Raw genomic sequence first — 24,814 nt, forward strand, 5'->3', positions numbered from 1 at the left:
TGAGCGGTTCATGCCTCCGGGATCTCCTTGCCGAAGGCCTCGAGCGTGATGTCCTCCGGCGCGGGCCCGCGGCGCACGTCGGTGCCCAGCGCGTCGATCGCGGCGAGCTGCTCGGCGGTGAGCTCGAAGTCGAAGACGTCGAAGTTCTCCGCGATGCGCGCGGGACGCACCGACTTCGGCAGCGCCGAGCGTCCCTGCTGCAGATGCCACCGCAGCATGACCTGGGCCGGGGACTTGCCGTGCTCGGCCCCGATCGCGATGAGGGTCTCGTCCTCGAACGCGGATGCCCCGTTCGGCCGGTAGGCGGTGATGCCGCCGATCGGCGACCACGCCTGCGTGAGCGTGCCCGCCGCGGCGTCCGCCCGCTGCACGGCGCGCTGCGGGAAGTAGGGGTGCACCTCGATCTGGTTGACCGCCGGCACGACGGAGGTCTCGGCGGCGAGGTCGGCGAGATGGGCGGCCATGAAGTTGCTGACGCCGATCGCGCGGACGCGGCCGTCGGCGAGGAGCCTCTCCAGGGCCGTGTAGGCGCCGACGGTCAGGTCGAAGCGGGAGGGGAGCGCCTGATGCAGGATGAGCAGGTCGAGGGTGTCGACGCCGAGCTTGCCGGTCGCCTTCTCGAACGTGTGGAGCGTCTCGTCGTAGCCGAAGTCGCTGATCCAGACCTTCGTCTCGATGAAGACCTCCTCGCGGGGGACGCCGGAGCGGCGGATGGCCTCGCCGACCTCGCGCTCGTTGCCGTAGGCGGCCGCGGTGTCGATCAGCCGGTAGCCGGTCTCCAGGGCCGATGTCACGGCGGCGACGGTCTCCTCCGGCGCCGCCTGGTAGACGCCGAAGCCGAGTGCGGGCATCACGACGCCGTTGTTCAGGGTGAGGTTCATCGTCATGTCTCCAGTGTGAGGACGGAATCGGTCGAGTGGGAGGGGCTGGCGGTACCTCCCTTCGGCCGCCGACGGGGCGTACGGTCGGAGTATGGACACCCGGAGCGAAGTGCGTGAGTTCCTCTCCACGAGACGAGCGCGCATCACCCCCGATCGGGCAGGACTCCCCGTGTTCGGCGGCAACCGCCGTGTGCCGGGTCTGCGCCGCGAGGAGGTGTCGCTGCTCGCCGGGGTCAGCGTGGACTACTACACCCGCCTCGAGCGCGGGGACCTCTCCGGGGTGTCGGACAGCGTTCTGGGATCCCTCGCCAGGGCACTCCTCCTCGATGAGGCGGAGACCGCGCATCTGTTCGACCTCGCCCGCGCGGCGAACGCCTCGCCGGTCGCGCGGAAGCCCCGGAGGAAGGCCGACGCGATCCGTCCTAGCATCCAGCGTCTGCTCGACGCCATGACCGGGGCGCCGGCGCTCATCCGCGACGGTCGCTTCGACTACCTCGGGGCGAACGTGCTCGGGCGGGCGCTGTACTCGCCGCTCTGGACCGAGCCCGTGCCGAACAGCGCGCGCTTCGCCTTCCTGAACCCCGCGGCCCAGGACTTCTACGTGGACTGGGAGCGGGTCACGCGGGATCTCGTCGCGGCCATGCGCGGCGAGGCGGGCCGCAATCCCTACGATCGACGGTTCAGCGATCTCGTCGGGGAGCTCTCCACCCGCAGCGAGAGGTTCCGGGTGCTGTGGGCCGCGCACGACGTGCGCTACCACCGCAGCGGGGTGAAGCGGCTGCACCATCCGATCGTCGGCGAGATCGAGCTCGTGTATGAGGCGTTGGAGCTGCCCGCGGATCCGGGGCTCCACCTGTCGACGTACACCGCCGAACCGGGCACGCCCTCCGAGGACAAGCTGAAGATGCTCGCCAGCTGGGTCGCGACCGAGTCCTCCGGGGTGAGGGGCGCGACGCCCGCCGAGGCCTGACGGTCGAGGGCGACCCCGCGGTCGTCTCGATCCTCAGCCGAGCCGTATCCCGCCGAGGAGCAGGCCCACGACGGTCCTGTCCCAGGTCTCATCCAGCGGGGTCCCGGCGATCCGTGCCGCGTAGAAGGCGCCGGCGAGCAGATCGGGCACGACGTGGGCGTCGACGTCGGGGGCCACGACGCCCTGCTCCTGTCCGCGGCGGACGATCCCCTCGATCGCCGCGCGGCGAGGGCCGATGGCGGCACGCCGCCACGCCTGGATGAACTCCGGGTGATGTCGCTCCTCCGCGAGGAGCGTTCCCGTCATCCCGATGTCGGTGACCTCCTCGTACATCCTCCTGATGTCGCGCAGCTGCGCCAGGAGATCGGCCTCGACGTCGCCGGTCGGCGCGATCTGCGTCCGTTTCGTGAGCGCGACCGCGGCGGAGACGACCTCGGCCTTGTTCGCCCATCGCCGGTAGATCGACGGGACCGAGACCCCGGATCTGGTCGCGATGTCCTGCAGGGTCAGCCGTTGGTACCCGAGCTCGCTCATGAGCTCGAGCGCCGCGCGCAGGATGACCTCGTCATCGTGCACGCGCGGGCGCCCGCGCGCTGCCCGCCCCGTCCGCGCTGGTGTCGCCATCGCCGTGATCCCCGCACCCATCGATCGTCCTTCGTTCAGCATAACGGTCGGATCAGGATTACATTACGTGTTGTCTAGGTAACGTAAACTGTCGAATCGTCGAAGGAGATCAGATGAGTACAACGACAGCGGGAGCGAGCGCCGACCTGCGCGGCAGGGCTCGCCAGGTCATCGCCTCCTGGTTCGAGGCCCCCGCCCATCGGCCGGTCGCGGACGCGTGGCTGCGCGGTTTCGAGCCGGAGTTCAGCAGGAGCCTCGCGCGGGAGGGCCTGCTCGGGCTGAGCTGGCCGACGGAGTACGGCGGCGCGGGGCGGAGCAATGTCGACCGCCTCGCCGTCACCGAGGAGCTGTTGCGCGCCGGTGCCCCCTCCGCGGCGCACTGGAGCAGTGAGCGGCAGATCGGTCCGGCCCTGCTTCGGCTCGGCACGCCGGAGGCCAAAGAGGAGCTGCTCCCCCGAATCCTCTCGGTCGACGCGATCTTCTGCCTCGGCATGAGCGAGCGGGGCGCGGGATCCGACCTCGCGGCCGTCGAGACGACCGCGACGCGGGTGGGCGGGGGCTGGCTCATCAACGGCACCAAGATGTGGACGGGGCACGCGCACCGCGCGACCCATGCCTACGTGCTCGCCAGGACGTCGAGGGAGGAGCGGAAGCACCAGGGGCTCAGTGAGTTCCTCGTGGACATGGATCCGTCGACGATCACCGTGACGCCGATCATCAACCTTCTCGGCGAGCACCGCTTCAACAGGGTCGACTTCACCGACGCGTTCGTCCCCGACCATCGTCTCCTCGGCGAGGAGGGCAACGGCTGGCGTCAGGTGGTCGAGCAGCTGTCCTTCGAGCGCGGCGGGTCCGAGCGGTATCTCTCCAGCTACATCCTCTTCTCCGAACTGCTCCGTCGCGCGGGGGGCGAGGGGTCGGGGGCGCTGGATCACCTCATCGGCGGTCTCACGCAGCGCCTCGCGGTGCTCCGCCGGCTCGGCCACGACGTGGCGCGCATGCTGGACGCGGGCGGGGCCCCGATCAAGGAGGCGGCCGCGCTGAAGCTCCTCGGCAACCAGTTCGAGGTGGACGTCATCGAGGCGCTGCGCCGGTGCCCGGTGCCGGAGGACTCCCGCCGCTCGAGCGACTTCGCCGCCTCGGTGCAGTCCTCGCCCGGCTTCGAGCTCCGTGGGGGATCCGTCGAGGTCCTCCTGTCGATCATCGCCCGTGAGGAGGCACGCTCATGACCACCGCTCCGCTCAACGAGGCGCTCGCCGCCATCGCGTCCGGATCCGGCGACATCGCCGATGCGCTCGACCGCGCCGCGCGGCTGATCTCCGGTGCCGACCCCCAGCGCAGAGGAACGGTCGTCCTGAATGACGAGATCCTCGCCGGGGACTCGCAGGCCACCGCGGCGATCCCGATCGTGCTCGGCGCGGATGCGGCAGACTACCTCGTCATCATCGGCGCCGCCGCTGTCGTCATCGTCGACCTCGATGCGGAGGGGGTGGTGCGGGAGCCGATCGAGGATCTCGGCGGCGTCGGCGGCGCGGGCCTGACCCTGACGCATGCTCCGGTGCGGGTCGTCGACACCTCGTCGGAGCTCGCCGAGTATCAGCTGCGGGTGCTGGCCGCCGCGGCGCTCATCAGGAACGCGCACGAGGCGTATCGCCTCGCCCGCGACTATGTGCGCGAGCGCGAGCAGTTCGGCGCCCCGCTCCTGAGGATCCCCGGGGTCGCGGCGAACCTCGCCCGGGTCCATGTCGAGATCCAGCGCCTCGAGGCGGCGCTCGCGCGCGGGGTGAGGAGCGGTGCGTCCTCGGTCGACGCCCTCGTGCTCTCGGGCGTCGCGGCGGACGCGGCGACCCGCGTGGCGAGGCTTGCGCATCAGCTCAGCGGCGCCCAGGGCATCCGCGAGGACTATGCGCTGCAGGTGCACACGCGGCGCATCTGGGCGGCGCGCGACTTCCCCCGGGGCGAGCACGTGGACACGGAGCGGCTTGGGCGAATCGCTCGACGCGGCGGTGAATCGGAGGTCTGGGAGCTCCTGACCTCCGCGGGCTGACCCGCGCCGCGCGGGAGGGCGCCCCGGGTCGGGCGCCCTCCCGCGCAGCGGCCGAACTCGGGCTTGCGGAGTCCGAGGTATTAACGTTACGTTCTATTCACGCAATGAAAACTGATCGCTGCGACGAAGGAGGTCTCATGCCACGCGAGGAGCGGCTCCCCGGCATGCGGGTCTCCCGCGACGGCGACATCGTCCGGGTCGTGTTCGACGACGAGGCCACGCGGAACGCCCTGGGCGGCGACGCGCTCGCCGCCCTGACGCAGACGATCTCCGGCATCCGCCCGGGGGACGTCCTCGTCCTCGCCGGCGACGGGGGATCGTTCACCTCCGGTGGCGATCGCCGAGAGCTCGCCCCGCGGGGCACGTTCGAGGAACAGGTCACGAGTCTCCGCGCGAAGGCCGCGCTCGTCGAGCGGATCCGTGCCCTCGACGCCGTGAGCATCGCCGCGATCGACGGGGCCTGCGTCGGGCTCGGCGTCGGTCTCGCCGCCGCCTGTACCCTCCGCATCGCATCGGAGCGTGCCTTCCTCGACACCGCCTACCTCCGCAACGGCATGTCCGGCGACTTCGGCGCCGCGCACCTTCTCGGCGCACTCGTCGGACGCGGCACGGCGGCCGACTGGCTGCTCCGCCCGCGACGCATCCCGGCGGATGAGCTGGTGCGCCGCGGGTTCTGCCAGGCGCAATGGCCGTCCACGACCTTCACCCTGGAGACGTCGGCGCTCGCACAGGAGCTCGCCGCACAGTCATCCGTCGCACGACAGGGCATCGTGGGAAACCTGCGCGATGCCGATCGGCTCGACCTCACACACGCGCTGGACGCCGAAACACGACGCCACGTGCTGTCCAAGTCTTCTCCCCGAGAAGTCCTCCCCGCCCTCTGAACAAGGAAGATCAGAATGACGCAGAGTAATGACGCTCTGGCCGCCACGCGCACGGAACCCGTCTCCGTGAAGCCGAAGCAGCTCCGCAAGGCAGTGATCGCCGCCGGTGTCGGTTCGACGATCGAGTATTTCGACTACACCATCTATGCGATCCAGGCCGTGACGCTGGCCGCGGTGTTCTTCCCCTCGGAGGATCCGATCGCAGGTCTCCTCTCCACGCTCGCCGTGTTCGCGGCGTCCTTCCTGCTGCGCCCGCTCGGCGGCATCATCATCGGCAACATCGGGGATCGCGTCGGGCGCAAAGCGCAGCTCACGATCGCGATCATCGGCATGGGCATCGCGACGCTGGGCATGGGGTTCCTGCCCACCTTCGCCGCGATCGGCATTGCCGCCCCGATCCTCCTCGCCACCCTCCGCTGCGTGCAGGCGCTCGCCGCAGGAGGGGAGGCGGGCGGCGCCGCCGCCTATGTGGTCGAGTACGCCCCCGAGGGGCGCCGCGGCCTGTATGCGAGCTCGGTGCAGCTCGGTGTCGTCGCAGGCACGGCCCTTGCCACCCTGACGCTCATCATCGTCCGCGCGGTCCTGCCGGCCGAGGACGTGGCGGCATGGGGCTGGCGCATCCCGTTCATCATCTCGGGCGTCATGACCGTGGCCGCCTGGTTGTACCGCCGCACGCTGGAGGAGTCCCCGGACTTCCAGCGCATGGCCGAGAAGAAGCAGGTCGCCAGGATCCCGTTCTTCGAGCTCATCCGCCACAACTGGGTGGGGGTCGTCAAGATGGCGATCGCGAACCTGATCTCGTTCTCCTCCTATTACCTCGTCTTCACCTTCATGGCGACGTACTTCGGCCTCACCAAGACCATCGACCCGGTGAGCGCGTCGTTCGCGATCCTGGCCACGCAGATCATCAGCGCGGCGACGATGCCCCTCTACGGCCGCCTCTCGGACTCGGTGGGCCGCCGTCCCGTCATGATCGGCTCGTGCATCGCGTTCATCGTCGCCAGCTACCCGCTCTTCCTCTGGATCGGGACGGGAACGATCCCCGCCGTCATCGGCCTGCTGGTCCTCGGCCAGTGCGTGTCGGCGTTCATGGCGTGCATGGCCTCGGCGTACACCGAGCTGTTCCCGCCGCAGGTCCGCGCGAGCGGGTTCAGCCTCGGCTTCAATCTCGCCGCGATCTTCGGCGGCGGCCTCGCGCCGTACATCGCGACCTGGCTGATGGGGTTCACCGGGAACGACGCGTCGCCGGCGTTCTTCATCATCTTCACCGCGGTGCTGTCCCTCATCGCCGTGCTGTCGATGAAGGAGACCGCACACTCCCCGCTGCGCACCGAATGACCCCCGTCCGCGTGGGCGGCCGCCCCGCCCACGCGGACCCCCGATCGCAGGCGATCTCCGCCCTGCATCGTAGAAAGGAAACCCCGTGACGAGCAGCTCCGAGCCCGAGGGGGCACTCGGCGGCATCAAGGTCATCGACCTCTCCCGCGTCCTCGCCGGTCCCTACGCCACACAGATGATGGCCGACCACGGCGCCGAGGTCATCAAGGTCGAGCCGCCGGCAGGCGACATGACCCGGGACTGGGGTCCGCCCTTCGTGGGTGATGTCAGCGCGTACTATGCCGGGCTGAACCGCAACAAGCAGCACCTGTCACTGGACCTCTCCCGCGACGAGGGCCGCGCGGTCCTGCTCAGGATGCTCGCCGACGCCGATGTCCTCGTCGAGAACTTCAAGGCCGGGACGATGGAACGGTGGGGTCTTTCGCCGGAGACGCTCGCCGAGCTGTTCCCCGGGCTCGTGTACTGCCGGATCACGGGCTTCGGCACGACGGGGCCGATGGGCGGCATGCCCGGATACGACGCCGTCCTCCAGGCCTACTCCGGGATCATGTCGATCAACGGGGAGCCGGGCGGCGGCCCGCTGAAGGCCGCAATGCCGATCGTCGACCTCACCACCGGCATGCTCGCGTTCTCCGGCGTCCTGCTGGCTCTGCACGAGCGGACCCGATCCGGCAGGGGGCAGCTCGTCGATCTCGCGCTTCTCGACGCGGCCGTCAGCCTGCTCCACCCCTCGGGGGCGAACTTCTTCATGGACGGCAAGCTGCCGACGCGGCTCGGCAACGGGCATCCGAACGTCACGCCCTACCAGACGTTCCAGACGCGATCCGGCGACAGCCTCTTCGTGGGCGGCGGCAACGACCGTCAGTTCGCGGCGCTCTGCCGCTATCTCGGCGAACCGGAGATCGCGGACGACCCGCGGTTCGCGACCAACGCGGATCGCATGGCTCACCGCGAGGAGCTCGCCGCCGTCATCAACCGCCTCATGGAGGGCATCGACCTCGATGAGGCGGCCAGGAGCATGCTCGCGCACGGTGTCCCGGCGAGTCGGGTGCAGACGCTGGACGAGGTCTTCACGGACCCCCAGGTGCTCCATCGGAACATGATCGAGGAGATCGACGGCTATCGACTGCTGGGCGTCCCCGTGAAGCTCGATCGCACGCCCGGCTCCGTCCGGACGGCTCCCCGGTCGCACGGCGCCGACACCGTCGAGGTGCTGCGGGCGCACGGATACCCGGACGTCGAGATCGAGGAGCTGCTGGGGTCCGGGATCGTCCTGGAGCCCGCAGAGGGAAAGGCGAGGATATGACCGACAAGGTGCTGATCGAGGACGTCGGGGCGATCCGCCTCATCACGATGAACAACCCGGGCACCCTGAACGCCTTCGATGCGGAGATGCTGCTCGGCACGGTTGAGGCGTTCGACGCCGCCGGACGTGACGACGCCGTCCGAGTCGTGGTGCTCACCGGCGCGGGGCGGGCGTTCTGCTCCGGAGGGGACACCGGCACTATGGGCGCGGAGGTCGAGGCCGGGGAGAATCTCGGTTTCCTCACCGGCGCGGTCCACCAGGTCCCCCTGGCGATCCGTCGGTGCCCCCGCCCGGTCATCGCGATGGTGAACGGTCCGGCCGTCGGCGCGGGCCTGGACATCGCGCTCGCCTGCGACCTGCGGACCGTCGCGCAGGGGGCAGCGCTGCTGGAAGGCTACGTCCGCGCCGGACTTGCCGCGGGCGACGGCGGGGCGTGGCTCCTGCCGCGCCTCGTCGGCACCGGGCGCGCGCTGGAGCTGCTGCTCACCGCGCGTCGGATCCCGGCCGATGAGGCCGTCCGGATCGGGCTCGCGGCCAGCGCCCATGAGCCTGAGGAGCTTCGAGAGGCGACGCTCGATCTGGCAGGATCGATCGCCCAGCACCCGCCTCGGGCGCTGGCGGCGATGAAGAACCTGGTGCACCAGAGCCAGGACGTCTCCTTCGAGGTGGGACTCCAGCTCGGGGCGAGCGCCGTGGCCATCCTTCAGGACGGCGCCGAGCACCGCGAGGCGGTCGCCCGGCTGCGGAAGCGGGACAGGGCATGATCATCAGGAGCGCCGTGCTGACGGCTGCAGGGGCGGAACGTCCCTACGACGGGTCCGCACCCGTCGAGATCCAGGACCTCGTGCTGGACGACCCCGGACCCCACGAGGTCCTCGTCAGGATCGAGGCCGCAGGCCTCTGCCACTCCGATCTGTCCGTCGTCAACGGCGACCGCGTGCGCCCGTTGCCGATGGCCCTCGGGCACGAGGCGGCGGGGGTCGTGGAGTCCGTCGGCGTCGGCGTCACCGATCTCCAGGTCGGCGACCACGTCGTCATGGTCTACGTCCCCTCGTGCGGGGAGTGCTCGTACTGCCGCGAGGGACAGCCGGCGCTCTGCGCAAGGGGCGCGGCCAGCAACGGCAGAGGAGAGCTGCTGGGCGGCGGGCACCGGCTCCACACCGGCGACGGAAGGGATGTGCACCACCACCTCGGCGTGTCCGCCTTCGCGGAGCATGCGGTCGTCGATGCGTCCTCCGCCGTCCGCGTCGACCGACGCGTGCCTTTCGACGTGGCCGCGCTCTTCGGCTGCGCGATGGCGACCGGGTACGGATCGGTGATGCGCACCGCCGCGGTGAAGCGCGGCGACAGCGTCGTCGTCGTCGGCGCCGGCGGCGTGGGCCTCGCCGCCGTCATCGCCGCGGTCGCCGCCGAGGCGTCCTCTGTGGTGGTCGTCGATCCGGTCGAGACGAAGCGCGCTCGCGCGATCGAGCTCGGCGCCTCGCTCGCGATCGCCCCGGACACCGCGGCGGAGGTCGTGGAGCGCGAGCTCGACGGCGGAGCGGACTGGGTGTTCGAGGCCGTCGGCTCCGCACGGGTCATGGAGCAGGCGTTCGCGCTCACCCGACGCGGAGGCACGACGGTGTTCATGGGGCTTCCCCATCCGGACGCCGAGCTGCACCTGCCCGCCCTCGCGATCATCGCGGAGAGCCGCACCCTGAAGGGCTCCTACATGGGCTCGTCCCGCCCGCAGGAGGACATCCCCGACATGGCGAGGATGTGGCTCGAGGGCAGGCTCCCCGTCGAGCGTCTCATCAGCGGGCATCGTCCGCTCGAGGAGATCAACGACGCCCTCGAGGCGCTCGCCGACGGCAGCGCCCTTCGGCAGATCATCCACCCCACCACCGAGAGCGGCGTCGCCCGACCCGTCCAGACGGAAGGACTCCCATGACCGATCCCCATCCCGGCACCAGGACCGCGCTCGTCACCGGGGGAGCGCAGGGCATCGGCGCCGCGATCGCCACGCGTCTCGCCGCCGACGGATACCGCGTCGCCGTGCTCGATCTGAACGCGCAAGGTGCGGCCGAGGCGGCCGCGGAGATCACCCGCGCCGGCGGCACGGCGCGGCCGTACGTGGCGGACGTCACGGATCCCGGCTCGGTCGAGGATGCCCATCGATCGATCGTCGACGAGCTCGGCGCGCCGTCCGTGCTCGTGAACAACGCCGGCGTCACCCGCGACAACCTTCTGTTCCGGATGACGGAGGATGACTGGGACACCGTCATGGGCGTCCACCTGCGCGGGGCGTTCCTGCTGAGCCGCATCGCCCACTCGCACATGCGCGAGATCGGGTGGGGGCGCATCGTCAACCTGTCCAGCACGTCCGCCGGCGGCAACCGTGGCCAGGCGAACTACTCCGCGGCGAAGGCGGGCATCGTCGGTCTCACCCTCACCCTCGCGAAGGAGCTCGGCCGGTTCGGCATCACCGCGAACTGCGTCGCCCCCGGGTTCATCGACACGGCCATGCTCCGCGCGACGGCGGACCGCCTCGGCGTCGCGTTCGATGACTTCACGGCCGCGAACGTCGACCGCATCCCCGTCCGCCGCATCGGCAGCGTCGAGGACGTCGCCGACGCGGTGTCGTTCCTGGCGAGCGAGCGTGCCTCCTACATCACGGGCGAGACGATCCACGTGTCGGGCGGGTTCCGCGAATGACGCGCGTCTTCGACGGTCTCGACGGCCTGCGGGCCGCAGTGGGCGAGCCGCTCGGGCCCTCCGCGGCGCTGACGGTGAGCCAGGATGTGATCGCCCTGTTCGCCGATGCGACGGGCGATCACCAGTGGATCCACACGGACGTCGAGCGCGCGACGCGAGAGGCCGGCGGCACCATCGCGCACGGCATGCTCACCCTCGCGCTCGTCGTGCCGCTGGTGACGCGGCTCTTCCGCGTCGACACACCGGTCTCGATGAACTACGGGTTCGATCGCGTCCGCTTCATCGCGCCGGTCCCGGCAGGCGCGCGACTGTGCGCGACCGCGCGGATCTCCCGGGTCCTGCCCGACGCGGCGGGCACGAAGGTCCTCTCGAGCGTCGCCATCGTGGACGAAGGCGACGGGGCGACCTACTGCGTCGCCGACTGGTGGACCTACTATCCGGGAATGACGGACGAGGGAGAGCCGAATGGATGACGCCGTGATCGTCGCCGCGACGCGCTCGCCGATCGGCCGGGCGTACAAGGGGGCGCTGGCACGGGAACGCGCCGAGGACGTCACCGCAGCGGTGATCGCCGCCGCGCTCGCTCAGGTGCCTGCGCTCGCACCGGACGAACTGGACGACCTCATCCTCGGGTGCGGTCTTCCCGGAGGGTTCCAGGGCAACAACCTCGCTCGCGTCGTCGCCGTGCTGATGGGACACGACACCCTTCCCGGCACGACCGTCACCCGCTACTGCGCCTCCTCCCTGCAGGCCGCGCGAATGGCCTTCCACGCGATCCGCGCGGGGGAGGGGCGGGCCTTCGTCGCCGCGGGGGTCGAGGTCGTCAGCTCTCAGCGCGTCATCAGCAGCGATGCCGGTGAGGGATGGGACTTCCGGCATCCCGCGTTCCGGGACGCGGCGGACCGGTCGACGCTCGCCGCGGAGGGCGGCGCGCCCACCTGGGCGGACCCCAGGGCGGAGGGGCGGCTTCCGGACGTGTACCTCGGCATGGGGCAGACGGCCGAGAACGTCGCACGGACGTGGGGGGTCTCGCGCCAGGAGCAGGACGAGTTCGCGGCGCGGAGCCAGCGACGGGCGAGGGGCGCGGAGGAGCGGGGCCGCTGGGCGCGGGAGATCACACCCTACGTCACGCCCGCCGGAACGACGGTGACGCGCGACGACAGCCCTCGTCCGGGCACGACGGTCGAGGGGCTGGCCGGCCTCGCCCCCGTCTTCCGGCCGGACGGCACCGTCACAGCGGGCAACTCGTGCCCGCTGAACGACGGCGCCGCGGCGTTGATCGTCATGGAGACCGAGCGCGCGAGGGCGCTCGGGCTGACACCGCTCGCACGTATCGTCTCCACCGGGGTGTCGGCGCTGTCGCCGGAGATCATGGGCATGGGTCCGGTCGAGGCCTCGCGGCGCGCCCTCCGGAACGGGCGTCTCGCGGCCGGCGACATCGACCTCTGGGAGGTCAACGAGGCGTTCGCGGCGCAGGTGATCGCGGTGATGCGGGAGCTGGACCTCGATGACGGGAACGTCAACGTGGACGGCGGGGCGATCGCGATCGGCCACCCGTTCGGGATGACCGGCGCTCGCATGATCGTGTCGCTGCTCAACAGCCTCCGCGAGCGCGATCTGACCACGGGCCTGGTCTCGATGTGCGTCGCAGGCGGTCAGGGGATGGCTCTGACCCTCGAACGGCTCTCCTGAGCGCGAGTCAACGAAATGGTGAGGACGATGAATCCAGAGAAGGTCGTATCCACGGAGAACGTCGAGGTCTTCCGCGTCGAGGAGGCCCGGATGCCGATGTTCGCGCCGGAGGAGCTGTTCCGCGACTTCGACCCGGTCGCGCATGGCCTCGCCGCGCTCGGCGCGGACGACTACGATCCGGCGTCCGGCATGCTCATCATGTCCTCCAGCACGTATGTCGTTCGCGACCACGGCTTCACCGTGCTCGTCGACGCCGGGGTCGGTGACCATCGCCCGCGACGACGACCGGTCTACGACGATCTGGAGACCGGCTTCTGGGACCGGCTGCAGGAGGTGGTCGATCCGGAGGAGGTCGACGCGGTCGTGTGCACGCATCTGCATGTTGACCATGTGGGATGGGCCTCCCGTGAGATCGACGGAGCGTGGCGGCCGGCCTTCCCGAACGCGCGCTACGTGTTCAACGAGGTCGAGTGGGCGTTCCTGCGCGGACCCGCCATGCCCGCGGTGCTCGAACGCAACGGCGACTACGTCGCCGACTCCCTGCAGCCGGTCATCGACGCGGAGCTGGTCGAGACGGTCGCGCTGCCCTTCCGCCTCAGCCCGGCGATCCGGCTGGAGGCCGCCCCCGGAGACACCCCGGGGCATCTCCTCGTCCGGGTGACGGACGGTCCGGACGGGGCCACGGCCGCACTCGTCACCGGCGACGCCTTCCACCACGTCATGCAGGTGCGGCACCCGTCGCTGACCTCCCGCTTCAGCTCCCTCCCGGACGCCGCGGTCGACACCCGGATGCGCCTGCTCGCCGAGAGCGCCGACCAGGGCGTCCCCCTGCTCGCCGGGCACATCGCGTCCCACGACGCGCTGCGGATCGAGCGGACCAATGACGGCCGGTACGACCTCGTCGAGGGGACACCGGGCCGATGACGAGCTACTGGGACGCCGACAAGGCCGCGCTCGCCGCGCTCACGGCGGACGCCTTCACCGTCCATCGCCGGATCGACACCCGATGGCGCGACAACGACACGCAGGGCCACGTCAACAACGCGGTCTACTACGAGTACTTCGACACGGCGATCAACACCTGGATGCTGCAGGATCTGAACAGCGGCGACTGGTCGCCCGGAGTCCTGCGGTTCGTCGCCGAGTCGGGGTGCAAGTACCTGCGCGAGCTGGCGTACCCCACGCCGATCCTGCTCGCGCACAACGTCGCCCGTCTCGGCAGGTCGAGCGCCGTCTACGAGGTGGCGATCTTCCCGATCGAGGACGGAGCGCCCGGGAGGATCGCGGCGCTGGGGCGGTGGGTGCACGTCTTCGTCGACAGCGAGACCCACCGTCCCGTCGACATCCCCGCCATCATCCGCAGCGGGCTGGAGCAGGGCATTCCCGCCCGCTGAGAGCCCAGCGCATCACCCTCGCGAACGTGAGAGACCGACAAGGAGAAAACCGCATGTCACAGCCGCAGCTGTTCACCCCCATCCAGCTTCGAGACGTCACGCTGAGGAACCGCGTGGTCGTGCCGCCGATGCATCAGTACTCGGCCGTCGACGGCCACGCGACCGACTGGCACGCCGTCAACGTCGGCAGGTTCGCCGCCGGCGGTGCCGGCCTGGTCTTCGTGGAGTCGACCAAGGTCGAGCGTCGCGGCGCGGGAACGGTCGGGGATCTCGGGCTGTGGTCGGATGACCAGATCGCCGGCCATCGCCGGCTCGCCGACGTCATCCGCCGCAGCGGCAGCGTGCCCGGGCTGCAGCTCGGGCACACCGGACGCAAGGCGCGCCGGTCCCGTCCCTGGGAGGGCGGCGGACCGCTCGTGCGCGAGGAGGCCGAGGCCGAGGGCGTCGGCGACTGGGATGAGTGGGAGATCGTCGCGCCGAGCCCGTTGAGCAGCTCCGCCCGGAGCGCTCCGCCGCGCGCGCTCACCGCGGCCGAGGTGCAGGAGGTGGTCCGGCGGTGGGCGGACGCTGCCCGCCGCGCGGATCAGGCCGGGTACGACGTTCTCGAGATCCACGGCGCCCACGGCTATCTCATCCACCAGTTCCTCTGCCCGTGGTCGAATGAACGGACCGACCAGTACGGCGGGTCGGAGGCGAACCGGATGCGCTTCGCCGTCGAGGTCGTCGAGGCGGTCCGCGAGGTCTGGCCGGCGGGGAAGCCCCTCTTCCTGCGACTCTCGGTCGAGGACGATGCCGGCTGGGGGCCGCGGGAGAGCGTCGAGCTGGCGAAGCTCGTCGGGTCGAGGGGCGTGGATGTCATCGACTGCAGCTCCGGAGGGATGAAGGGCGCCCCGGTGACCGGCCACGGCCCGATCGGGTACGGATACCAGGTCCCGTATGCGGAGCGCACGAGGCGCGAGAGCGGGGTGAAGACCATGGCGGTCGGCCTGATCGTCCATGCCGACCAGGCCGAGCGGATTCTCCAGGACGGCAGGGCGGATCTCATCGCGGTCGGACGAGAGGCCATGTACAACCCCAACTGGGCGCTCGACGCGGCGCTGAAGCTGGGGGTCGACGACGCCTTCGCCCGAACCCTGCCCGCATCACAGTCCTACTGGCTCGCCAAGCGCGCGGCAGCGGCCGTCGGGGTGGAGCCGTCCACCTACGGCAGCGGCATCTCCGCCTAGCAGGAGCGGGTGCGGGGCTTGACGGAACACTTGTATTTTGCAAGTGTTAACGCCATGAGCCTCTTCATCACCTGCCCCGTCGAGAACGTCGAGCGTGCGACCGCCTTCTACACTGCCCTCGGCTGGACCCTCAACGCCGAGATGTCCGATCACAACGTGTCGTGCTTCGCGATCGCGCCCGAGCAGTACGTCATGCTCGGCAGCCGCGAGATGTATGCGAGCGTCGGCGGCGTCGAGGCGCTGATCGGCGGACCCGAAACGCCCTCGAAGGTCACTGTCTCGTTCGACCTCGGCAGCCGTGAGGCGGTCGACGAGCTCGTCGAGCGTGCCGGCGCCGCGGGCGGGCGGATCGGTGACACGGACGACTATCCCTTCATGTACCAGCGTCAGTTCGACGATCCGGACGGCTACCACTACTCGCCGTTCTGGATGAAGCCGGCCGACGATGCGACCGAGGTCGATCCGGCCGAGTGAGCGACCTCGCCGCGGCCCTCGACGTCGTCGGAGCGCGGTGGGCGCTGCTCATCGTGGAGCGGCTGCTCGACGGGCCGCAGCGCTACGGCGATCTGCAGCGCGACCTCGGAGTGCCGACGAACATGCTCGCCACCCGCCTGCGCGAGCTCGAGGCGGCCGGCGTCCTGTCCCGTCTGGCCCTCCGGCACAACACCCGGGCCTACGCGCTGACCGCTCGCGGGCTCGCCCTGAGCGAGGCGATCGCCGCGCTCGGGCGCTGGGGCGCCGGAGAGGATCCCGCGGTTGTCCCGCGGGGCGCCGAGGGCTCACCATAGAGGGATGAGCGCCTCCGCATCGCCCGCGACCACCCCCTCCGTCCTCTTCGTGTGCGTCCACAACGCCGGCCGCTCGCAGATGGCGGCCGGATTCCTCCGTGACATCGCCGGCGACCGCATCGAGGTCCGATCCGCCGGGTCGCTCCCCGCGGCGCAGATCAACCCGGTCGCGGTTGCCGCGATGGCGGAGGAGGGCATCGACATCGCGGGGGAGCAGCCGAAGGTCCTGACCACCGAGGCCGTGCAGGACTCCGACGTGGTGATCACGATGGGCTGCGGCGACGAGTGTCCCTTCTTTCCCGGGAAGCGCTACGAGGACTGGGTTCTCGATGACCCGGCGGGGCAGGGGATCGAGGCGGTCCGCCCGATCCGCGACGAGATCCGGCGCCGGATCGAACGCTTGGCCGCCGAGCTGATCTGACGGGGTGCCCGGCCCATTGGCTGGGGCGTGTCTGACAGTGTCTTGGTCCAGGCGATGGTGGCGTGGATGAGGGCGGCGGCACGGTAGGCGATCGAGTGTTTGTCGTATTGACGGTGCGGTTCTGGTAGTCGTCGGCATCGAGCCCGACGGGTCTGCCTCCGTGTGAGCCGCAACGTTCGCGGTGGTCCTTGCTGGTCACGCGGTTACCCAGCCCTGCCCACGCGGAACAGTTCAATCAAGACTGTATGAAGTTTCGATCTTCAAGCCTAACAACTTCCCTGATAGTAGTATCTATAGTTGAATCAACTGTGGCATTGCCCTGCGGTCTCACTAAAGTGGCCATAGTGGTTGCAGCAATGCGCGGCCGCCGTTATATTGCACACAATGGCTGCGACGTGGCGAGCCGCTGAACTCTGGGATGGTCACCATGAGACGTAGAGCTGCCTTTGTAGGGGTCGCGCTGTTCACCTTGGCGGGGCTCGCAGTCCTTCCGGCCAGTGCTCTTGCCGGTTCGCACCCGGAAGGCGAGGCGCCGGTGGCACCGACGCAGGCAGTGGCGCCGGCTGAGAATGCGCCCGAACAAACGGAAGAAGATGCGGCAGCGGAATTGGCGAAGCTGAACGACCCCTTCACGTTGCAGAGTCCCGCTACGGGGGCGGCACTTCAGGAGCTCAACGCACGGTTCCCGGACGTCGCGTCTTACCTCTCGGTTGATGCGAGTCGACGTGTTCTCCTGCCCACTTACGATGACCGGGCTGCGCCCGACCGTATCGCGGCATATCTCGCAGCCGTAGGTGAGATCGCGAAGGGATCGCCCTTCCCCATCGAGGTCGAAGCGAATTCCTACAATCTCGCAGCACAAACCGCGCTCGTGGAAAAGATCGCAGGCGACCATGCGAAATGGAGCGAAGAGTTCGGAGCGGAGATCGTGTCCATCTCCCCGGAGAAGGACGGGCCGATTCAAGTGACGACCTACGGCCCTGTGGGAAGCCAACAAGAGTATGTCATCGACGGAATTACCGTGCGCGTGACCGGAGTAGAGCAACTCGAGGGGATGGGACCGCAGGGAAGGACCGACGACACCTCACCGTGGACCGCTGGTAGTCGCATCAAGAACACTTCGATCTGCACCCAGGGCTTTCGCTGGGAGCGATGGGCGGCGCCCTACGAAGTGATGGGGGGCACGGCACGCCACTGTGGGGGAGGCTTGTGGTCATCGAACCTAGGTTCCTCGATTGGATACGGGCACATTTTCAGTGCAGCAGGCCAGGACCAGCAGTTGATACGCGCGACCGCTGGTAGCTGGGGAAGCACCGTCTGGGTATCGCCCAGCCTTCAATATCCCGTCGTGAACGCCCAAGTACTCCTGCCGGGAGCCACTATCGCTCAGAGCCTGGGGTTCAGTGGAGTCACCGTGACCTCTGTGGATCAAATCAACAAGTGGGTCACCTACCAGGGTGTGACGTACGGACCGATGACCTCTTCATGGAGCGGGACCTGCCTTCCCGGAGACTCTGGTGGACCGTGGATCACAACCAACGGCTCGACCGCCATCGCACACGGACAGCACTGGGGCGAGTGGGCTTGGTACAGCCATGCAGGCAACCGCGAGCCGTACTGCACGTTCTTTGATGTCAACACGATTAGCGGTGCACTTTCCGCCACGTTGAAGTTCTAACGAGCTGTGGGCCAACGTTGACGTCGACGCCCTGGAGTGGCGCTACAGCATCCCCGAGCATGGCAACACCCCCCTGCCCAGGACCGCAGACACCGGCCTGGTCCTGGGACGCTTGGCGCGAAGGCATGATTCACCGATGCTGATCCCGATATTGGAGCAGCTGCGCGTCACACGCGATATCAGCTTGCCCTGCACCCACGCAGATGTCGCCCGGGTCGACAAAACGTACTCCTCCCGGACGATCCGCCAGCACCTGCGGGGCCGCGGGATCAAGGCCGCGATCCAGTAACCGCGTGGCCAGCAAGAACCACAGCGAACGTCGCGGCTCACGCGGAGGCAGACCTGACTGGATGCGCTGGACCATGATCAACCTGCAGGCAGGAGTCAGCCGGGCATTAGCGTGGGGCATGAGAGACCTTCGTGTGAACGAGCAGGGGAACTAGACAGCTCCAACTCGACACCGAAGGTCTCTTCTACGTCAACAACGATCCGGGTCAGTACACCTAGGTTCGCCGCCGCTGCCTGATCGCCTCGTAGAGGATGACGGCGGTGGCGTTCGCCGCGTTCAGCGAGGAGGCGTGCCCGACCATCGGGATGCGGGTGAGGACATCGCAGGCGTCCCTCCAGGCCGCCGACATGCCGGAGTGCTCGTTCCCGGTGACGATCAGGGTCGGCCGGGTGAGGTCGACGTCCCAGACGTCGTGCGTTCCCGCCTCGTCGGTGCCGACGATCTGGATGTCGACGCCCCGAGCCCGGGTCTCCGCGATCCAGTCGAGCACGGGGCTCACGCCCGGCAGCCGGACCGTCGGGGTCATGATCGCGGATCCGGTCGATGCCCGCAGCGCCTTCGGGTCGTAGGGATCGGCGGCGTGCCCGGTGACGAGCACGCCGTGGCCGCCCAGGGCGTCGACCGACCGGACGATCGACCCCACGTTGCCGGGGGAGGCGGGGCGGTCGAGCGCCACCAGCAGCGCATCGGCGGGGGTCGGTATGCGCGAGAGGTCATCGGCCGGGATGGCGACGATCAGCAGCAGCTCTGGCGTCTCCTCGTCCTTCTCGCCGAGCTCGCGCATCAGCTCGGCGGAGACGGAGAAGGAGGCGGCACCGGCCTTCTCCGCCGCCGCGATGCTCTCGGACGCCCAACGGGAGCGGGAGTCGGCGATCGTCGTCAGCACGGCGCGCACCGTCAACCGGGAGCGGAGGGCGAGCGTGATCGGCCGCACGCCCTGGACGATCGTCTCGCCCGCACGGTTGCGCTTGGTGCGATTGCCGATGAGGGTCTGCCAGTACTGGAACGTCGCGTTCCTCGTCGTCACCATCTGCGGCCGGTGCGGGCGGGTTGCCGGGGCCATCTCGGATCCTGCGCCTCTCCTCGATCGGGTGCGCCGCGCGTCGCGCGGGCAGGACGAGCGTATCGAGCATCGCCGCGTCGTGGCTTCAGGCCTTGCCGTTCCCGGGGTTTCATCTGAGCCTGCCTCCGGCCTGACGCCGGTGGGGCTGAAGGCTGAGGGCTGGGTGGAGGCCATCGGAGGCGGCCGGGAGGGGTGGTTTCCCGTCCCCAGCCGGCCGACTCCGTGCCGAAGCGGTCAGGCCTGCTCGGCGGGGAGGGAGATGAGGCCGAAGACCTCGCCCTGCGGGCCCTGGACGATCGACATGCGACCGAATGGCGAGTCCGTCACGGGCATGAGGACGGTGGCGCCGAGGCCGGCGGCGCTCGCGGTGCTGGCGTCGACGTCGTCGGCGGCGAACCAGGTCAGCCAGTAGTCCGGGACGCCGTCCGCGATCTGCGTGTCGTGCTGGATGCCGCCCACCTCGGCGGCGTCGCCTGCGCGGCGGAAGGTGAAGTAGACGAATCCGCCATCGGAGAGGTCTTCGTACTCGTAGCCGAAGACGGTGGCGTAGAACGCGCGAGCCGCCGCGTCGTCGCGGGTGTGGAGCTCGTTCCAGCAGAGTGCCCCGTGCTCGTTGACGCGCTCGGCGCCGATGTGCGATCCGGCCTGCCAGATGCCGAAGGCGGCGCCCGTGAGGTCGGTGGCGATCGCCATCCGGCCGGAGTCCATGACGTCGAACGGCGGCGCGATGAGGTGCCCGCCCGCCTCTGTCACGGCGTTCGCGGTGGCGTCGACGTCGTCGGAGCCGATGTAGCTGGTCCACACGGTCGGCATCTGGGCGTCCTGCTTGGGGCCGATCCCCGCGACGGCCTTCCCGTCGAGCTGGGCGAGCAGGTAGCCGCCCGACTCCTGGCCACCGGACTGGTATTCCCAGCCGAAGAGTCCGGTGTAGAAGGCCTTCGCCGCATCGACGTCATCGGCTCCGAGGTCCACCCACATGGGCGTTCCCGCAGGCCAGGGTTCGTTACGAATGGACATGGTGCTCCTTGATCAGGGTGCGCCGCGGATCGGCGTCACTGGAGAGACGCGATGGCGGGCCGAACATGACGCGGGATGGGTCGGGGTTTGGATGCGAGTTTTGGCGGGGTCGGGTGGGGTTTCGGGGTGCGGGTTCGCGGGGCGCGCAGGGTTGGGTGGGGCTGGTGATGCCCCGGCGTGGCAGGTTCTGTGGGTTGAAGGGCGGTTGAACCCGCAAGAACTGCCACGGCGGGGCAGAACATGCGGGGGAGGGCGCGGCGGGGCGAAGCGTGGTGAGGCGAAGCGTGGTGAGGCAAAGCGCGGCGGGGGAAGGCGCGGTGAGGTGGGGCGAGGCGGCGCGCGCTGAGGCAGGAGTGGGCGGGGCGATGAGCTAGCCTTAGGTTAGGCAACCCTAATTGAGGCAGATGTGGCCGTGCTCGACGGCGCGGCAGAGAGGCTCGACCATGCAGCTGCGCGCGCCCCGCCGCACCATTCCCCTCACCCTCGGCGTGCTCGGCGCCTTCGCGCTCGCCGCCGCGGCGGCGCCAATGACAGCGACAGCGACAACGGCTCCCACGGTTCAAGCTCCCACGGCATCGACGTCCTCCGTCGCGGCACAGGCCCCGGGGGATCGCCCGCGTGCCGCGATCGGCGGGGGCTGCACCGTGACCGGCGGGACCCTCACCTGGGGGTTCAAGGAGTCGTTCCGCTCATACATCAGCGGCACGATCGCGAACGGCTCCTGGGAGGCGTCGGCGGGGGCGACCTATGCGACGCCCGACTTCACCTGGTCGGGGGCGACCGGGCGGATCGATCCGCAGCGAGGCGAGGGGCAGGTGGCCTTCACGGGCCTCGTGCGCTTCTCCGGCCACGGCGGCCTGCTGGACACCACGATCGCGAACCCCGTTCTCTCGATCACACCGCAGGGGGTGACGCTGCTCCTCGACACCTCCGGAGTCTCGATGGACGACGCGCTCGCGGGGAAGACCGACGCCGTCGCCCATGCGGCCGTCCCCTTCGCCGCCCTCGCCGTCGATCCGGCGGCGATCGTGGTCGACGGGACGTCGGCGGCCCTCGCCGCGGTCCCCGCCACCGTCACCCCCGAAGGGTTCGCCGCGTTCGGGAGCTATGAGGCCGGGACATCCCTCGATCCCGTGAGCGCCTCGCTCACGCTGGACTGCACGACGCCGGAGCCGAGCCCGACACCGAGTCCGGAGTCGAGCCCTGAGCCGAGCCCTGAGCCCACTGCGACGAGTGGTGCCGGCGCGGTGACGGCGGCGCCGGCGGCCTCCTCGGCAACGGACGACGGCGCGGGAGGGGCACCGGGCTGGGTCCCCTGGACGATCGCGGGGGCGGTCCTGGCCGGGCTCGCCGGCGTGGGCGCCGTGCTGATGATCCGGCGCCGCGGCGCAGCCGGCGAGACCCACGACGAGGAGGCGCCAGGAGACGCGGCCGGAAATGCGACGGACGGCGGTGCCGACGGTGCGTCCGATGCGGGGCCGGAGCTGCCGCAGGACGGATCCGGGGGGCCGCGGCCGTGAGGCGATGGCTCGCGGTCGTGGCGATCCTGGCGGTCGGCCTGCTGAGCGCCTGCTCCGCGCCGGATCCGTCTGCGGGGCCGTCCGCGACCGTCGACGCGTCCGCGTCGACCGCGGCGCTGACCGACCTCGTCCCCGTCGCCGACCCGCGCGCCTGGGAGGGGCCGTCGACCGCGCTCATGCCGGACACGGACATCACGCCGGTCGTCGAGTCGCCGGCGCAGGCCCTTCCCGTCACAGTCGTCTCGCACGATGCGGCGGGGCCCGGCGACGTCGTCGTGAGCGACGCCTCGCGCGTGATCGCGATGGATCGGGCCGGCTCGCTCGCGGCCACCGTCTGGGGCCTCGGCCTCGGCGGGCTCCTCGTCGGACGGGACGCATCGACGTCCTTCCCCGGTACCGAGGCACTGCCGGTGGTCACTGGCCCCGGCCACACCGTCAACAGCGAGAGCATCATCGCCCTCGCCCCGACCCTCGTCATCACGGACGGGTCCATCGGCCCGCGCGACGTGGTCGAGCAGCTGCGCGACGTCGGCATCACGGTCGTGACCGTGACGAACACGCCCTCCTTCTCGGGCGCCGAGCAGCTGGCGCGCGACGTGGCAGCGGTCCTCGGCGTGCCCGCGGCCGGCGAGACGCTGGCGTCCTCGATCGCCGCCGACATCGCCCTGGCTACCGCGGAGGTCACCGGGGTCGCGCCGACGACGCCCGACGCCAGGGTGCGGATGCTCTTCCTCTACGTCCGCGGAAGCGCCGGCGTCTACTACCTGTTCGGCGAGGAGTCCGGGGCGGATGCGCTCATCGCCGCGCTCGGCGGCATCGACGTCGCCGGCGAGCTGGGCTGGCAGGGCATGCGGCCGATGACGGACGAGGCGATGGCCGCGGCCGACCCCGACCTCATCCTCGTCATGACGCACGGGATCGAGTCCGCCGGCGGCGTGGACGGGCTGCTCGAGCAGAAGCCCGCGATCGCGCTGACCGCGGCGGGCGAGCACCGCCGGTTCGTCGACATGGACGACGCGCAGGTGCTGTCCTTCGGCCCCCGCTCCGGCGACGTCCTCCGCGCCCTCGCCCGCGCCGTGTACGCCCCGGACGGCCGGGTGCGCGCGGGGTCCGGCGGATGACGGCGGTCGCTCCGGCCCGGTCGGGGGCAGCGCCCGATCGGCGCGCTCGCCGGATCGGCCTGGTCCTTCCCGTGCTGGCCGTGCTCCTCGTCGCCGGGGTCGTCCTCTCGGCCGGGCTCGGTCAGCTGGCGATCTCCCCGGGCGAGGTCGTCGCGTCGCTGTTGCGGGCGGTCGGGCTCGACCAGGGCGGAGCGGCCCCGGACGCGCTCGCGGAACGCACGCTCTGGCAGATCCGCTTCCCGCGCATCGCGATGGCGCTGCTGGTCGGCGGCGCGCTCGCGGTGGCGGGTGTCGTGATGCAGGCGATCTTCGGCAATCCGCTCGCCGAGCCGGGCGTCGTGGGCGTCTCCTCGGGCGCCGCCGTGGGGGCGGCGGCGTCGATCACGCTCGGGCTGAGTCTGGCCGGAGTCTGGACGACGGCCCTCCTCGCGTTCCTCGGCGGCCTCGGGGCGACCCTGATCGTCTACGGCGCCGCACGCGTGCAGGGGCGGGCGGATGCCGTCCGGCTCGTGCTCACCGGGGTCGCGGTCAACGCCTTCGCCGGGGCGCTCCTGGCCGTGCTCATGTTCGCGGGCAGCACGGCATCGCGGGAGCAGATCGTCTTCTGGCAGCTGGGCAGCATGAACGGCTCACGGTGGGGCGAGGTCGCCGTCGTGGCCGCGGTGATCGCGGCGGCCGGAATCGCCGCGTTCGGCCTGGGGCCCCGGTACGACCTGCTCGCGCTCGGCGACCGCACCGCCGCCCACCTCGGCGTGCGGGTGGAACGGCTGCGGATCCTGTCGGTCGTGCTCGTGGCGCTGCTGACCGGCGTCGCCGTGGCCTTCGTCGGGATCATCGCCTTCGTGGGCCTCGTGGTCCCGCACCTCTTCCGGGGGATCATCGGGCCGTCGGCCCGGCCGCTGATGCTCGCCTCGTTCCTCGGCGGCGGGGCGCTGCTCGTCTACGCCGACCTGCTCGCGCGCACGGCGGTCCCCGCCTCGGACCTCCCGATCGGCATCCTCACGTCCCTCATCGGCGGCCCGTTCTTCTTCGTCCTGATCCGCCGCAATCGTGGGGGATGGGCATGAGCGTCGCGATCGAGGTCGATCGGGTGAGCCATGCGATCGGGGGCGCCGAGATCCTGCGGGACGTCTCGCTGGCCGTGCCGTACGGCCGCCTGCTCGCGCTCGTCGGACCGAACGGCGCGGGCAAGTCCACCCTTCTCGGCGTGCTCGCCGGCGACGTGCGCCCGCGCTCCGGATCCGTGCGGCTCGACGGGCGGGGGCTGCACCAGTACCGGGTGCGGGATCTCGCCCGGCGGCGATCGGTTCTGCTCCAGTCCAACGACGTCTCGTTCGGGTTCACCGCAGCGCAGGTGGTCGAGATGGGGTGCGCGCCGTGGCTCGGCAGCGACCGCGACGACGATGCGGCGGTGGCCTCCGCCACGGAGCGGGCCGACGTGGGGCATCTCGGCCACCGGGTCTACCGCTCCCTGTCCGGCGGGGAGCGGGCGCGGGTGTCGCTGGCCCGCGTGCTCGCGCAGGACACCCCGATCGTCATGCTCGACGAGCCGACGGCGGCCCTCGACCTGCGCCATCAGGAGGAGGTCCTCGGCGTCGCCAGGGAGCTCGCCGCGGAAGGGCGTGCGGTCGTCGCGGTCCTGCACGACCTCTCCCTCGCCGCCGCCTACGCCGATGACATCGCGATGATCGCGGACGGGCGGCTGGTCGCCCAGGGGGAGCCCGCCGGCGTGCTCACCGCCTCGCGGATCGAGGCGGTGTACGGCGCGGCCGTCGCGGTGATCGCCGATCCGGTCAACGGGCATCCCCTCGTGATCCCGCGGCGACGGCCGCGCTGATCGCCTTTCCCTCCCAGGCATTTG

General features: G+C 70.5%; 26 protein-coding genes and 1 pseudogene. 22 read left to right on the forward strand and 5 right to left on the reverse strand.

The genetic code is table 11. From position 1 onward, the window contains the following. Positions 1-8 precede the first annotated feature (8 nt). Positions 9-881 carry an aldo/keto reductase gene (locus J2Y69_RS06000; RefSeq protein ID WP_310018846.1) on the reverse strand — a complete coding sequence of 291 codons (873 nt, stop codon included), beginning with the start codon at positions 879-881 and terminating at the stop codon, positions 9-11. A gap of 91 nt (positions 882-972) precedes the next feature. Here J2Y69_RS06000 and J2Y69_RS06005 point away from each other — a divergent pair, with 91 nt between their 5' ends. Continuing rightward, positions 973-1,851, forward strand: a complete 879-nt coding sequence (locus J2Y69_RS06005; RefSeq protein WP_310018578.1) for a helix-turn-helix transcriptional regulator — start codon at positions 973-975, stop codon at positions 1,849-1,851. 33 nt (positions 1,852-1,884) lie between these two features. Here J2Y69_RS06005 and J2Y69_RS06010 read toward each other — a convergent pair whose 3' ends face one another. Beyond that, positions 1,885-2,496, reverse strand: coding sequence for a TetR/AcrR family transcriptional regulator (locus tag J2Y69_RS06010; protein WP_310018580.1), 612 nt, complete (start codon positions 2,494-2,496; stop codon positions 1,885-1,887). Positions 2,497-2,588: 92 nt separating this feature from the next. Between J2Y69_RS06010 and J2Y69_RS06015 the strand changes: the two genes are divergently transcribed. From J2Y69_RS06015 to J2Y69_RS06090, 16 genes are all read left to right on the forward strand, one after another. Next, a complete protein-coding gene (locus J2Y69_RS06015; RefSeq protein ID WP_310018582.1) occupies positions 2,589-3,704 on the forward strand; it encodes an acyl-CoA dehydrogenase family protein in 1,116 nt (371 codons plus the stop codon). Further along, complete coding sequence (locus J2Y69_RS06020) at positions 3,701-4,522, forward strand: acyl-CoA dehydrogenase family protein (protein ID WP_310018583.1); 822 nt, start codon at positions 3,701-3,703, stop codon at positions 4,520-4,522. Before J2Y69_RS06015 ends, J2Y69_RS06020 begins: the two co-directional genes overlap by 4 nt. A 137-nt stretch (positions 4,523-4,659) precedes the next feature. Continuing rightward, positions 4,660-5,406 carry an enoyl-CoA hydratase/isomerase family protein gene (locus tag J2Y69_RS06025; protein ID WP_310018585.1) on the forward strand — a complete coding sequence of 249 codons (747 nt, stop codon included), beginning with the start codon at positions 4,660-4,662 and terminating at the stop codon, positions 5,404-5,406. 15 nt (positions 5,407-5,421) lie between these two features. Beyond that, on the forward strand, positions 5,422-6,744 hold the full coding sequence (locus J2Y69_RS06030; protein ID WP_310018587.1) for an MFS transporter: 1,323 nt from the start codon (positions 5,422-5,424) through the stop codon (positions 6,742-6,744). Between the two features lie 85 nt (positions 6,745-6,829). Further along, positions 6,830-8,050, forward strand: coding sequence for a CaiB/BaiF CoA transferase family protein (locus J2Y69_RS06035; RefSeq protein WP_310018588.1), 1,221 nt, complete (start codon positions 6,830-6,832; stop codon positions 8,048-8,050). Then, positions 8,047-8,814, forward strand: a complete 768-nt coding sequence (locus tag J2Y69_RS06040) for an enoyl-CoA hydratase/isomerase family protein (RefSeq protein WP_310018590.1) — start codon at positions 8,047-8,049, stop codon at positions 8,812-8,814. Before J2Y69_RS06035 ends, J2Y69_RS06040 begins: the two co-directional genes overlap by 4 nt. Continuing rightward, positions 8,811-9,980, forward strand: coding sequence for an alcohol dehydrogenase catalytic domain-containing protein (locus tag J2Y69_RS06045; RefSeq protein ID WP_310018592.1), 1,170 nt, complete (start codon positions 8,811-8,813; stop codon positions 9,978-9,980). Before J2Y69_RS06040 ends, J2Y69_RS06045 begins: the two co-directional genes overlap by 4 nt. Further along, a complete protein-coding gene (gene fabG / locus J2Y69_RS06050; protein WP_310018593.1) occupies positions 9,977-10,744 on the forward strand; it encodes a 3-oxoacyl-ACP reductase FabG in 768 nt (255 codons plus the stop codon). The genes J2Y69_RS06045 and fabG overlap by 4 nt, the downstream gene beginning before the upstream one ends. Further along, a complete protein-coding gene (locus J2Y69_RS06055) occupies positions 10,741-11,217 on the forward strand; it encodes a MaoC family dehydratase (RefSeq protein WP_310018595.1) in 477 nt (158 codons plus the stop codon). Before fabG ends, J2Y69_RS06055 begins: the two co-directional genes overlap by 4 nt. Next, on the forward strand, positions 11,210-12,436 hold the full coding sequence (locus J2Y69_RS06060) for an acetyl-CoA C-acetyltransferase (RefSeq protein ID WP_310018597.1): 1,227 nt from the start codon (positions 11,210-11,212) through the stop codon (positions 12,434-12,436). Before J2Y69_RS06055 ends, J2Y69_RS06060 begins: the two co-directional genes overlap by 8 nt. Before the next feature lie 27 nt (positions 12,437-12,463). Then, a complete protein-coding gene (locus tag J2Y69_RS06065; protein ID WP_310018599.1) occupies positions 12,464-13,360 on the forward strand; it encodes an MBL fold metallo-hydrolase in 897 nt (298 codons plus the stop codon). Then, complete coding sequence (locus tag J2Y69_RS06070; protein WP_310018601.1) at positions 13,357-13,830, forward strand: acyl-CoA thioesterase; 474 nt, start codon at positions 13,357-13,359, stop codon at positions 13,828-13,830. Before J2Y69_RS06065 ends, J2Y69_RS06070 begins: the two co-directional genes overlap by 4 nt. A gap of 53 nt (positions 13,831-13,883) precedes the next feature. Continuing rightward, the gene (locus tag J2Y69_RS06075; RefSeq protein WP_310018602.1) at positions 13,884-15,056 is read left to right on the forward strand and encodes an NADH:flavin oxidoreductase/NADH oxidase; all 1,173 of its coding nucleotides are present in this window, start codon (positions 13,884-13,886) and stop codon (positions 15,054-15,056) included. Positions 15,057-15,110: 54 nt separating this feature from the next. After that, positions 15,111-15,530: a VOC family protein gene (locus J2Y69_RS06080; RefSeq protein WP_310018604.1), complete on the forward strand. Its 420-nt coding sequence runs from the start codon at positions 15,111-15,113 to the stop codon at positions 15,528-15,530. Beyond that, on the forward strand, positions 15,527-15,844 hold the full coding sequence (locus J2Y69_RS06085; RefSeq protein WP_310018606.1) for a winged helix-turn-helix transcriptional regulator: 318 nt from the start codon (positions 15,527-15,529) through the stop codon (positions 15,842-15,844). The genes J2Y69_RS06080 and J2Y69_RS06085 overlap by 4 nt, the downstream gene beginning before the upstream one ends. Positions 15,845-15,848: 4 nt before the next feature. Then, positions 15,849-16,265 carry an arsenate reductase ArsC gene (locus J2Y69_RS06090; protein ID WP_310018608.1) on the forward strand — a complete coding sequence of 139 codons (417 nt, stop codon included), beginning with the start codon at positions 15,849-15,851 and terminating at the stop codon, positions 16,263-16,265. A gap of 23 nt (positions 16,266-16,288) precedes the next feature. On the opposite strand, the pseudogene J2Y69_RS06095 reads toward J2Y69_RS06090, so the two are convergent. Then, a pseudogene (locus J2Y69_RS06095) lies at positions 16,289-16,468 on the reverse strand (IS5/IS1182 family transposase); the annotation flags it as partial. A gap of 332 nt (positions 16,469-16,800) precedes the next feature. Between J2Y69_RS06095 and J2Y69_RS06100 the strand changes: the two are divergent. After that, complete coding sequence (locus J2Y69_RS06100) at positions 16,801-17,943, forward strand: chymotrypsin family serine protease (protein WP_310018609.1); 1,143 nt, start codon at positions 16,801-16,803, stop codon at positions 17,941-17,943. 503 nt (positions 17,944-18,446) lie between these two features. Here J2Y69_RS06100 and J2Y69_RS06105 read toward each other — a convergent pair. Further along, on the reverse strand, positions 18,447-19,295 hold the full coding sequence (locus J2Y69_RS06105) for a TrmH family RNA methyltransferase (RefSeq protein ID WP_310018611.1): 849 nt from the start codon (positions 19,293-19,295) through the stop codon (positions 18,447-18,449). Between the two features lie 234 nt (positions 19,296-19,529). Further along, positions 19,530-20,312, reverse strand: a complete 783-nt coding sequence (locus tag J2Y69_RS06110; RefSeq protein ID WP_310018613.1) for a VOC family protein — start codon at positions 20,310-20,312, stop codon at positions 19,530-19,532. A 443-nt stretch (positions 20,313-20,755) separates the two neighbouring features. Between J2Y69_RS06110 and J2Y69_RS06115 the strand changes: the two genes are divergently transcribed. Genes J2Y69_RS06115 through J2Y69_RS06130 form a run of 4 tightly spaced genes read left to right on the forward strand, consistent with a single transcriptional unit; the run spans position 20,756 to position 24,790 of the window. Then, complete coding sequence (locus tag J2Y69_RS06115) at positions 20,756-21,832, forward strand: HtaA domain-containing protein (protein ID WP_310018616.1); 1,077 nt, start codon at positions 20,756-20,758, stop codon at positions 21,830-21,832. Further along, positions 21,829-22,953, forward strand: a complete 1,125-nt coding sequence (locus J2Y69_RS06120; protein WP_310018618.1) for an ABC transporter substrate-binding protein — start codon at positions 21,829-21,831, stop codon at positions 22,951-22,953. Before J2Y69_RS06115 ends, J2Y69_RS06120 begins: the two co-directional genes overlap by 4 nt. Continuing rightward, positions 22,950-24,020, forward strand: a complete 1,071-nt coding sequence (locus J2Y69_RS06125; protein ID WP_310018620.1) for a FecCD family ABC transporter permease — start codon at positions 22,950-22,952, stop codon at positions 24,018-24,020. The genes J2Y69_RS06120 and J2Y69_RS06125 overlap by 4 nt, the downstream gene beginning before the upstream one ends. Then, on the forward strand, positions 24,017-24,790 hold the full coding sequence (locus J2Y69_RS06130) for a heme ABC transporter ATP-binding protein (RefSeq protein ID WP_310018622.1): 774 nt from the start codon (positions 24,017-24,019) through the stop codon (positions 24,788-24,790). The genes J2Y69_RS06125 and J2Y69_RS06130 overlap by 4 nt, the downstream gene beginning before the upstream one ends. Positions 24,791-24,814: the final 24 nt, after the last annotated feature.

The organism is Microbacterium resistens (assembly GCF_031456305.1).
Taxonomy (GTDB): domain Bacteria; phylum Actinomycetota; class Actinomycetes; order Actinomycetales; family Microbacteriaceae; genus Microbacterium; species Microbacterium resistens_A.

What these genes read in the sequence shown, in the direction of transcription:
- J2Y69_RS06040 (WP_310018590.1), top strand. Translation starts at nt 8,047, where the DNA reads ATGACCGACAAGGTGCTGATCGAGGACGTCGGGGCGATCCGCCTCATC.
- J2Y69_RS06000 (WP_310018846.1), bottom strand. Translation starts at nt 881, where the DNA reads ATGAACCTCACCCTGAACAACGGCGTCGTGATGCCCGCACTCGGCTTC.
- J2Y69_RS06115 (WP_310018616.1), top strand. Translation starts at nt 20,756, where the DNA reads ATGCAGCTGCGCGCGCCCCGCCGCACCATTCCCCTCACCCTCGGCGTG.
- J2Y69_RS06045 (WP_310018592.1), top strand. Translation starts at nt 8,811, where the DNA reads ATGATCATCAGGAGCGCCGTGCTGACGGCTGCAGGGGCGGAACGTCCC.
- J2Y69_RS06130 (WP_310018622.1), top strand. Translation starts at nt 24,017, where the DNA reads ATGAGCGTCGCGATCGAGGTCGATCGGGTGAGCCATGCGATCGGGGGC.
- J2Y69_RS06025 (WP_310018585.1), top strand. Translation starts at nt 4,660, where the DNA reads ATGCCACGCGAGGAGCGGCTCCCCGGCATGCGGGTCTCCCGCGACGGC.
- J2Y69_RS06105 (WP_310018611.1), bottom strand. Translation starts at nt 19,295, where the DNA reads ATGGCCCCGGCAACCCGCCCGCACCGGCCGCAGATGGTGACGACGAGG.
- J2Y69_RS06030 (WP_310018587.1), top strand. Translation starts at nt 5,422, where the DNA reads ATGACGCAGAGTAATGACGCTCTGGCCGCCACGCGCACGGAACCCGTC.
- J2Y69_RS06010 (WP_310018580.1), bottom strand. Translation starts at nt 2,496, where the DNA reads ATGGGTGCGGGGATCACGGCGATGGCGACACCAGCGCGGACGGGGCGG.
- J2Y69_RS06075 (WP_310018602.1), top strand. Translation starts at nt 13,884, where the DNA reads ATGTCACAGCCGCAGCTGTTCACCCCCATCCAGCTTCGAGACGTCACG.
- J2Y69_RS06090 (WP_310018608.1), top strand. Translation starts at nt 15,849, where the DNA reads ATGAGCGCCTCCGCATCGCCCGCGACCACCCCCTCCGTCCTCTTCGTG.
- J2Y69_RS06015 (WP_310018582.1), top strand. Translation starts at nt 2,589, where the DNA reads ATGAGTACAACGACAGCGGGAGCGAGCGCCGACCTGCGCGGCAGGGCT.
- J2Y69_RS06070 (WP_310018601.1), top strand. Translation starts at nt 13,357, where the DNA reads ATGACGAGCTACTGGGACGCCGACAAGGCCGCGCTCGCCGCGCTCACG.
- J2Y69_RS06020 (WP_310018583.1), top strand. Translation starts at nt 3,701, where the DNA reads ATGACCACCGCTCCGCTCAACGAGGCGCTCGCCGCCATCGCGTCCGGA.
- J2Y69_RS06055 (WP_310018595.1), top strand. Translation starts at nt 10,741, where the DNA reads ATGACGCGCGTCTTCGACGGTCTCGACGGCCTGCGGGCCGCAGTGGGC.
- fabG (WP_310018593.1), top strand. Translation starts at nt 9,977, where the DNA reads ATGACCGATCCCCATCCCGGCACCAGGACCGCGCTCGTCACCGGGGGA.
- J2Y69_RS06005 (WP_310018578.1), top strand. Translation starts at nt 973, where the DNA reads ATGGACACCCGGAGCGAAGTGCGTGAGTTCCTCTCCACGAGACGAGCG.
- J2Y69_RS06060 (WP_310018597.1), top strand. Translation starts at nt 11,210, where the DNA reads ATGGATGACGCCGTGATCGTCGCCGCGACGCGCTCGCCGATCGGCCGG.
- J2Y69_RS06110 (WP_310018613.1), bottom strand. Translation starts at nt 20,312, where the DNA reads ATGTCCATTCGTAACGAACCCTGGCCTGCGGGAACGCCCATGTGGGTG.
- J2Y69_RS06080 (WP_310018604.1), top strand. Translation starts at nt 15,111, where the DNA reads ATGAGCCTCTTCATCACCTGCCCCGTCGAGAACGTCGAGCGTGCGACC.
- J2Y69_RS06065 (WP_310018599.1), top strand. Translation starts at nt 12,464, where the DNA reads ATGAATCCAGAGAAGGTCGTATCCACGGAGAACGTCGAGGTCTTCCGC.
- J2Y69_RS06125 (WP_310018620.1), top strand. Translation starts at nt 22,950, where the DNA reads ATGACGGCGGTCGCTCCGGCCCGGTCGGGGGCAGCGCCCGATCGGCGC.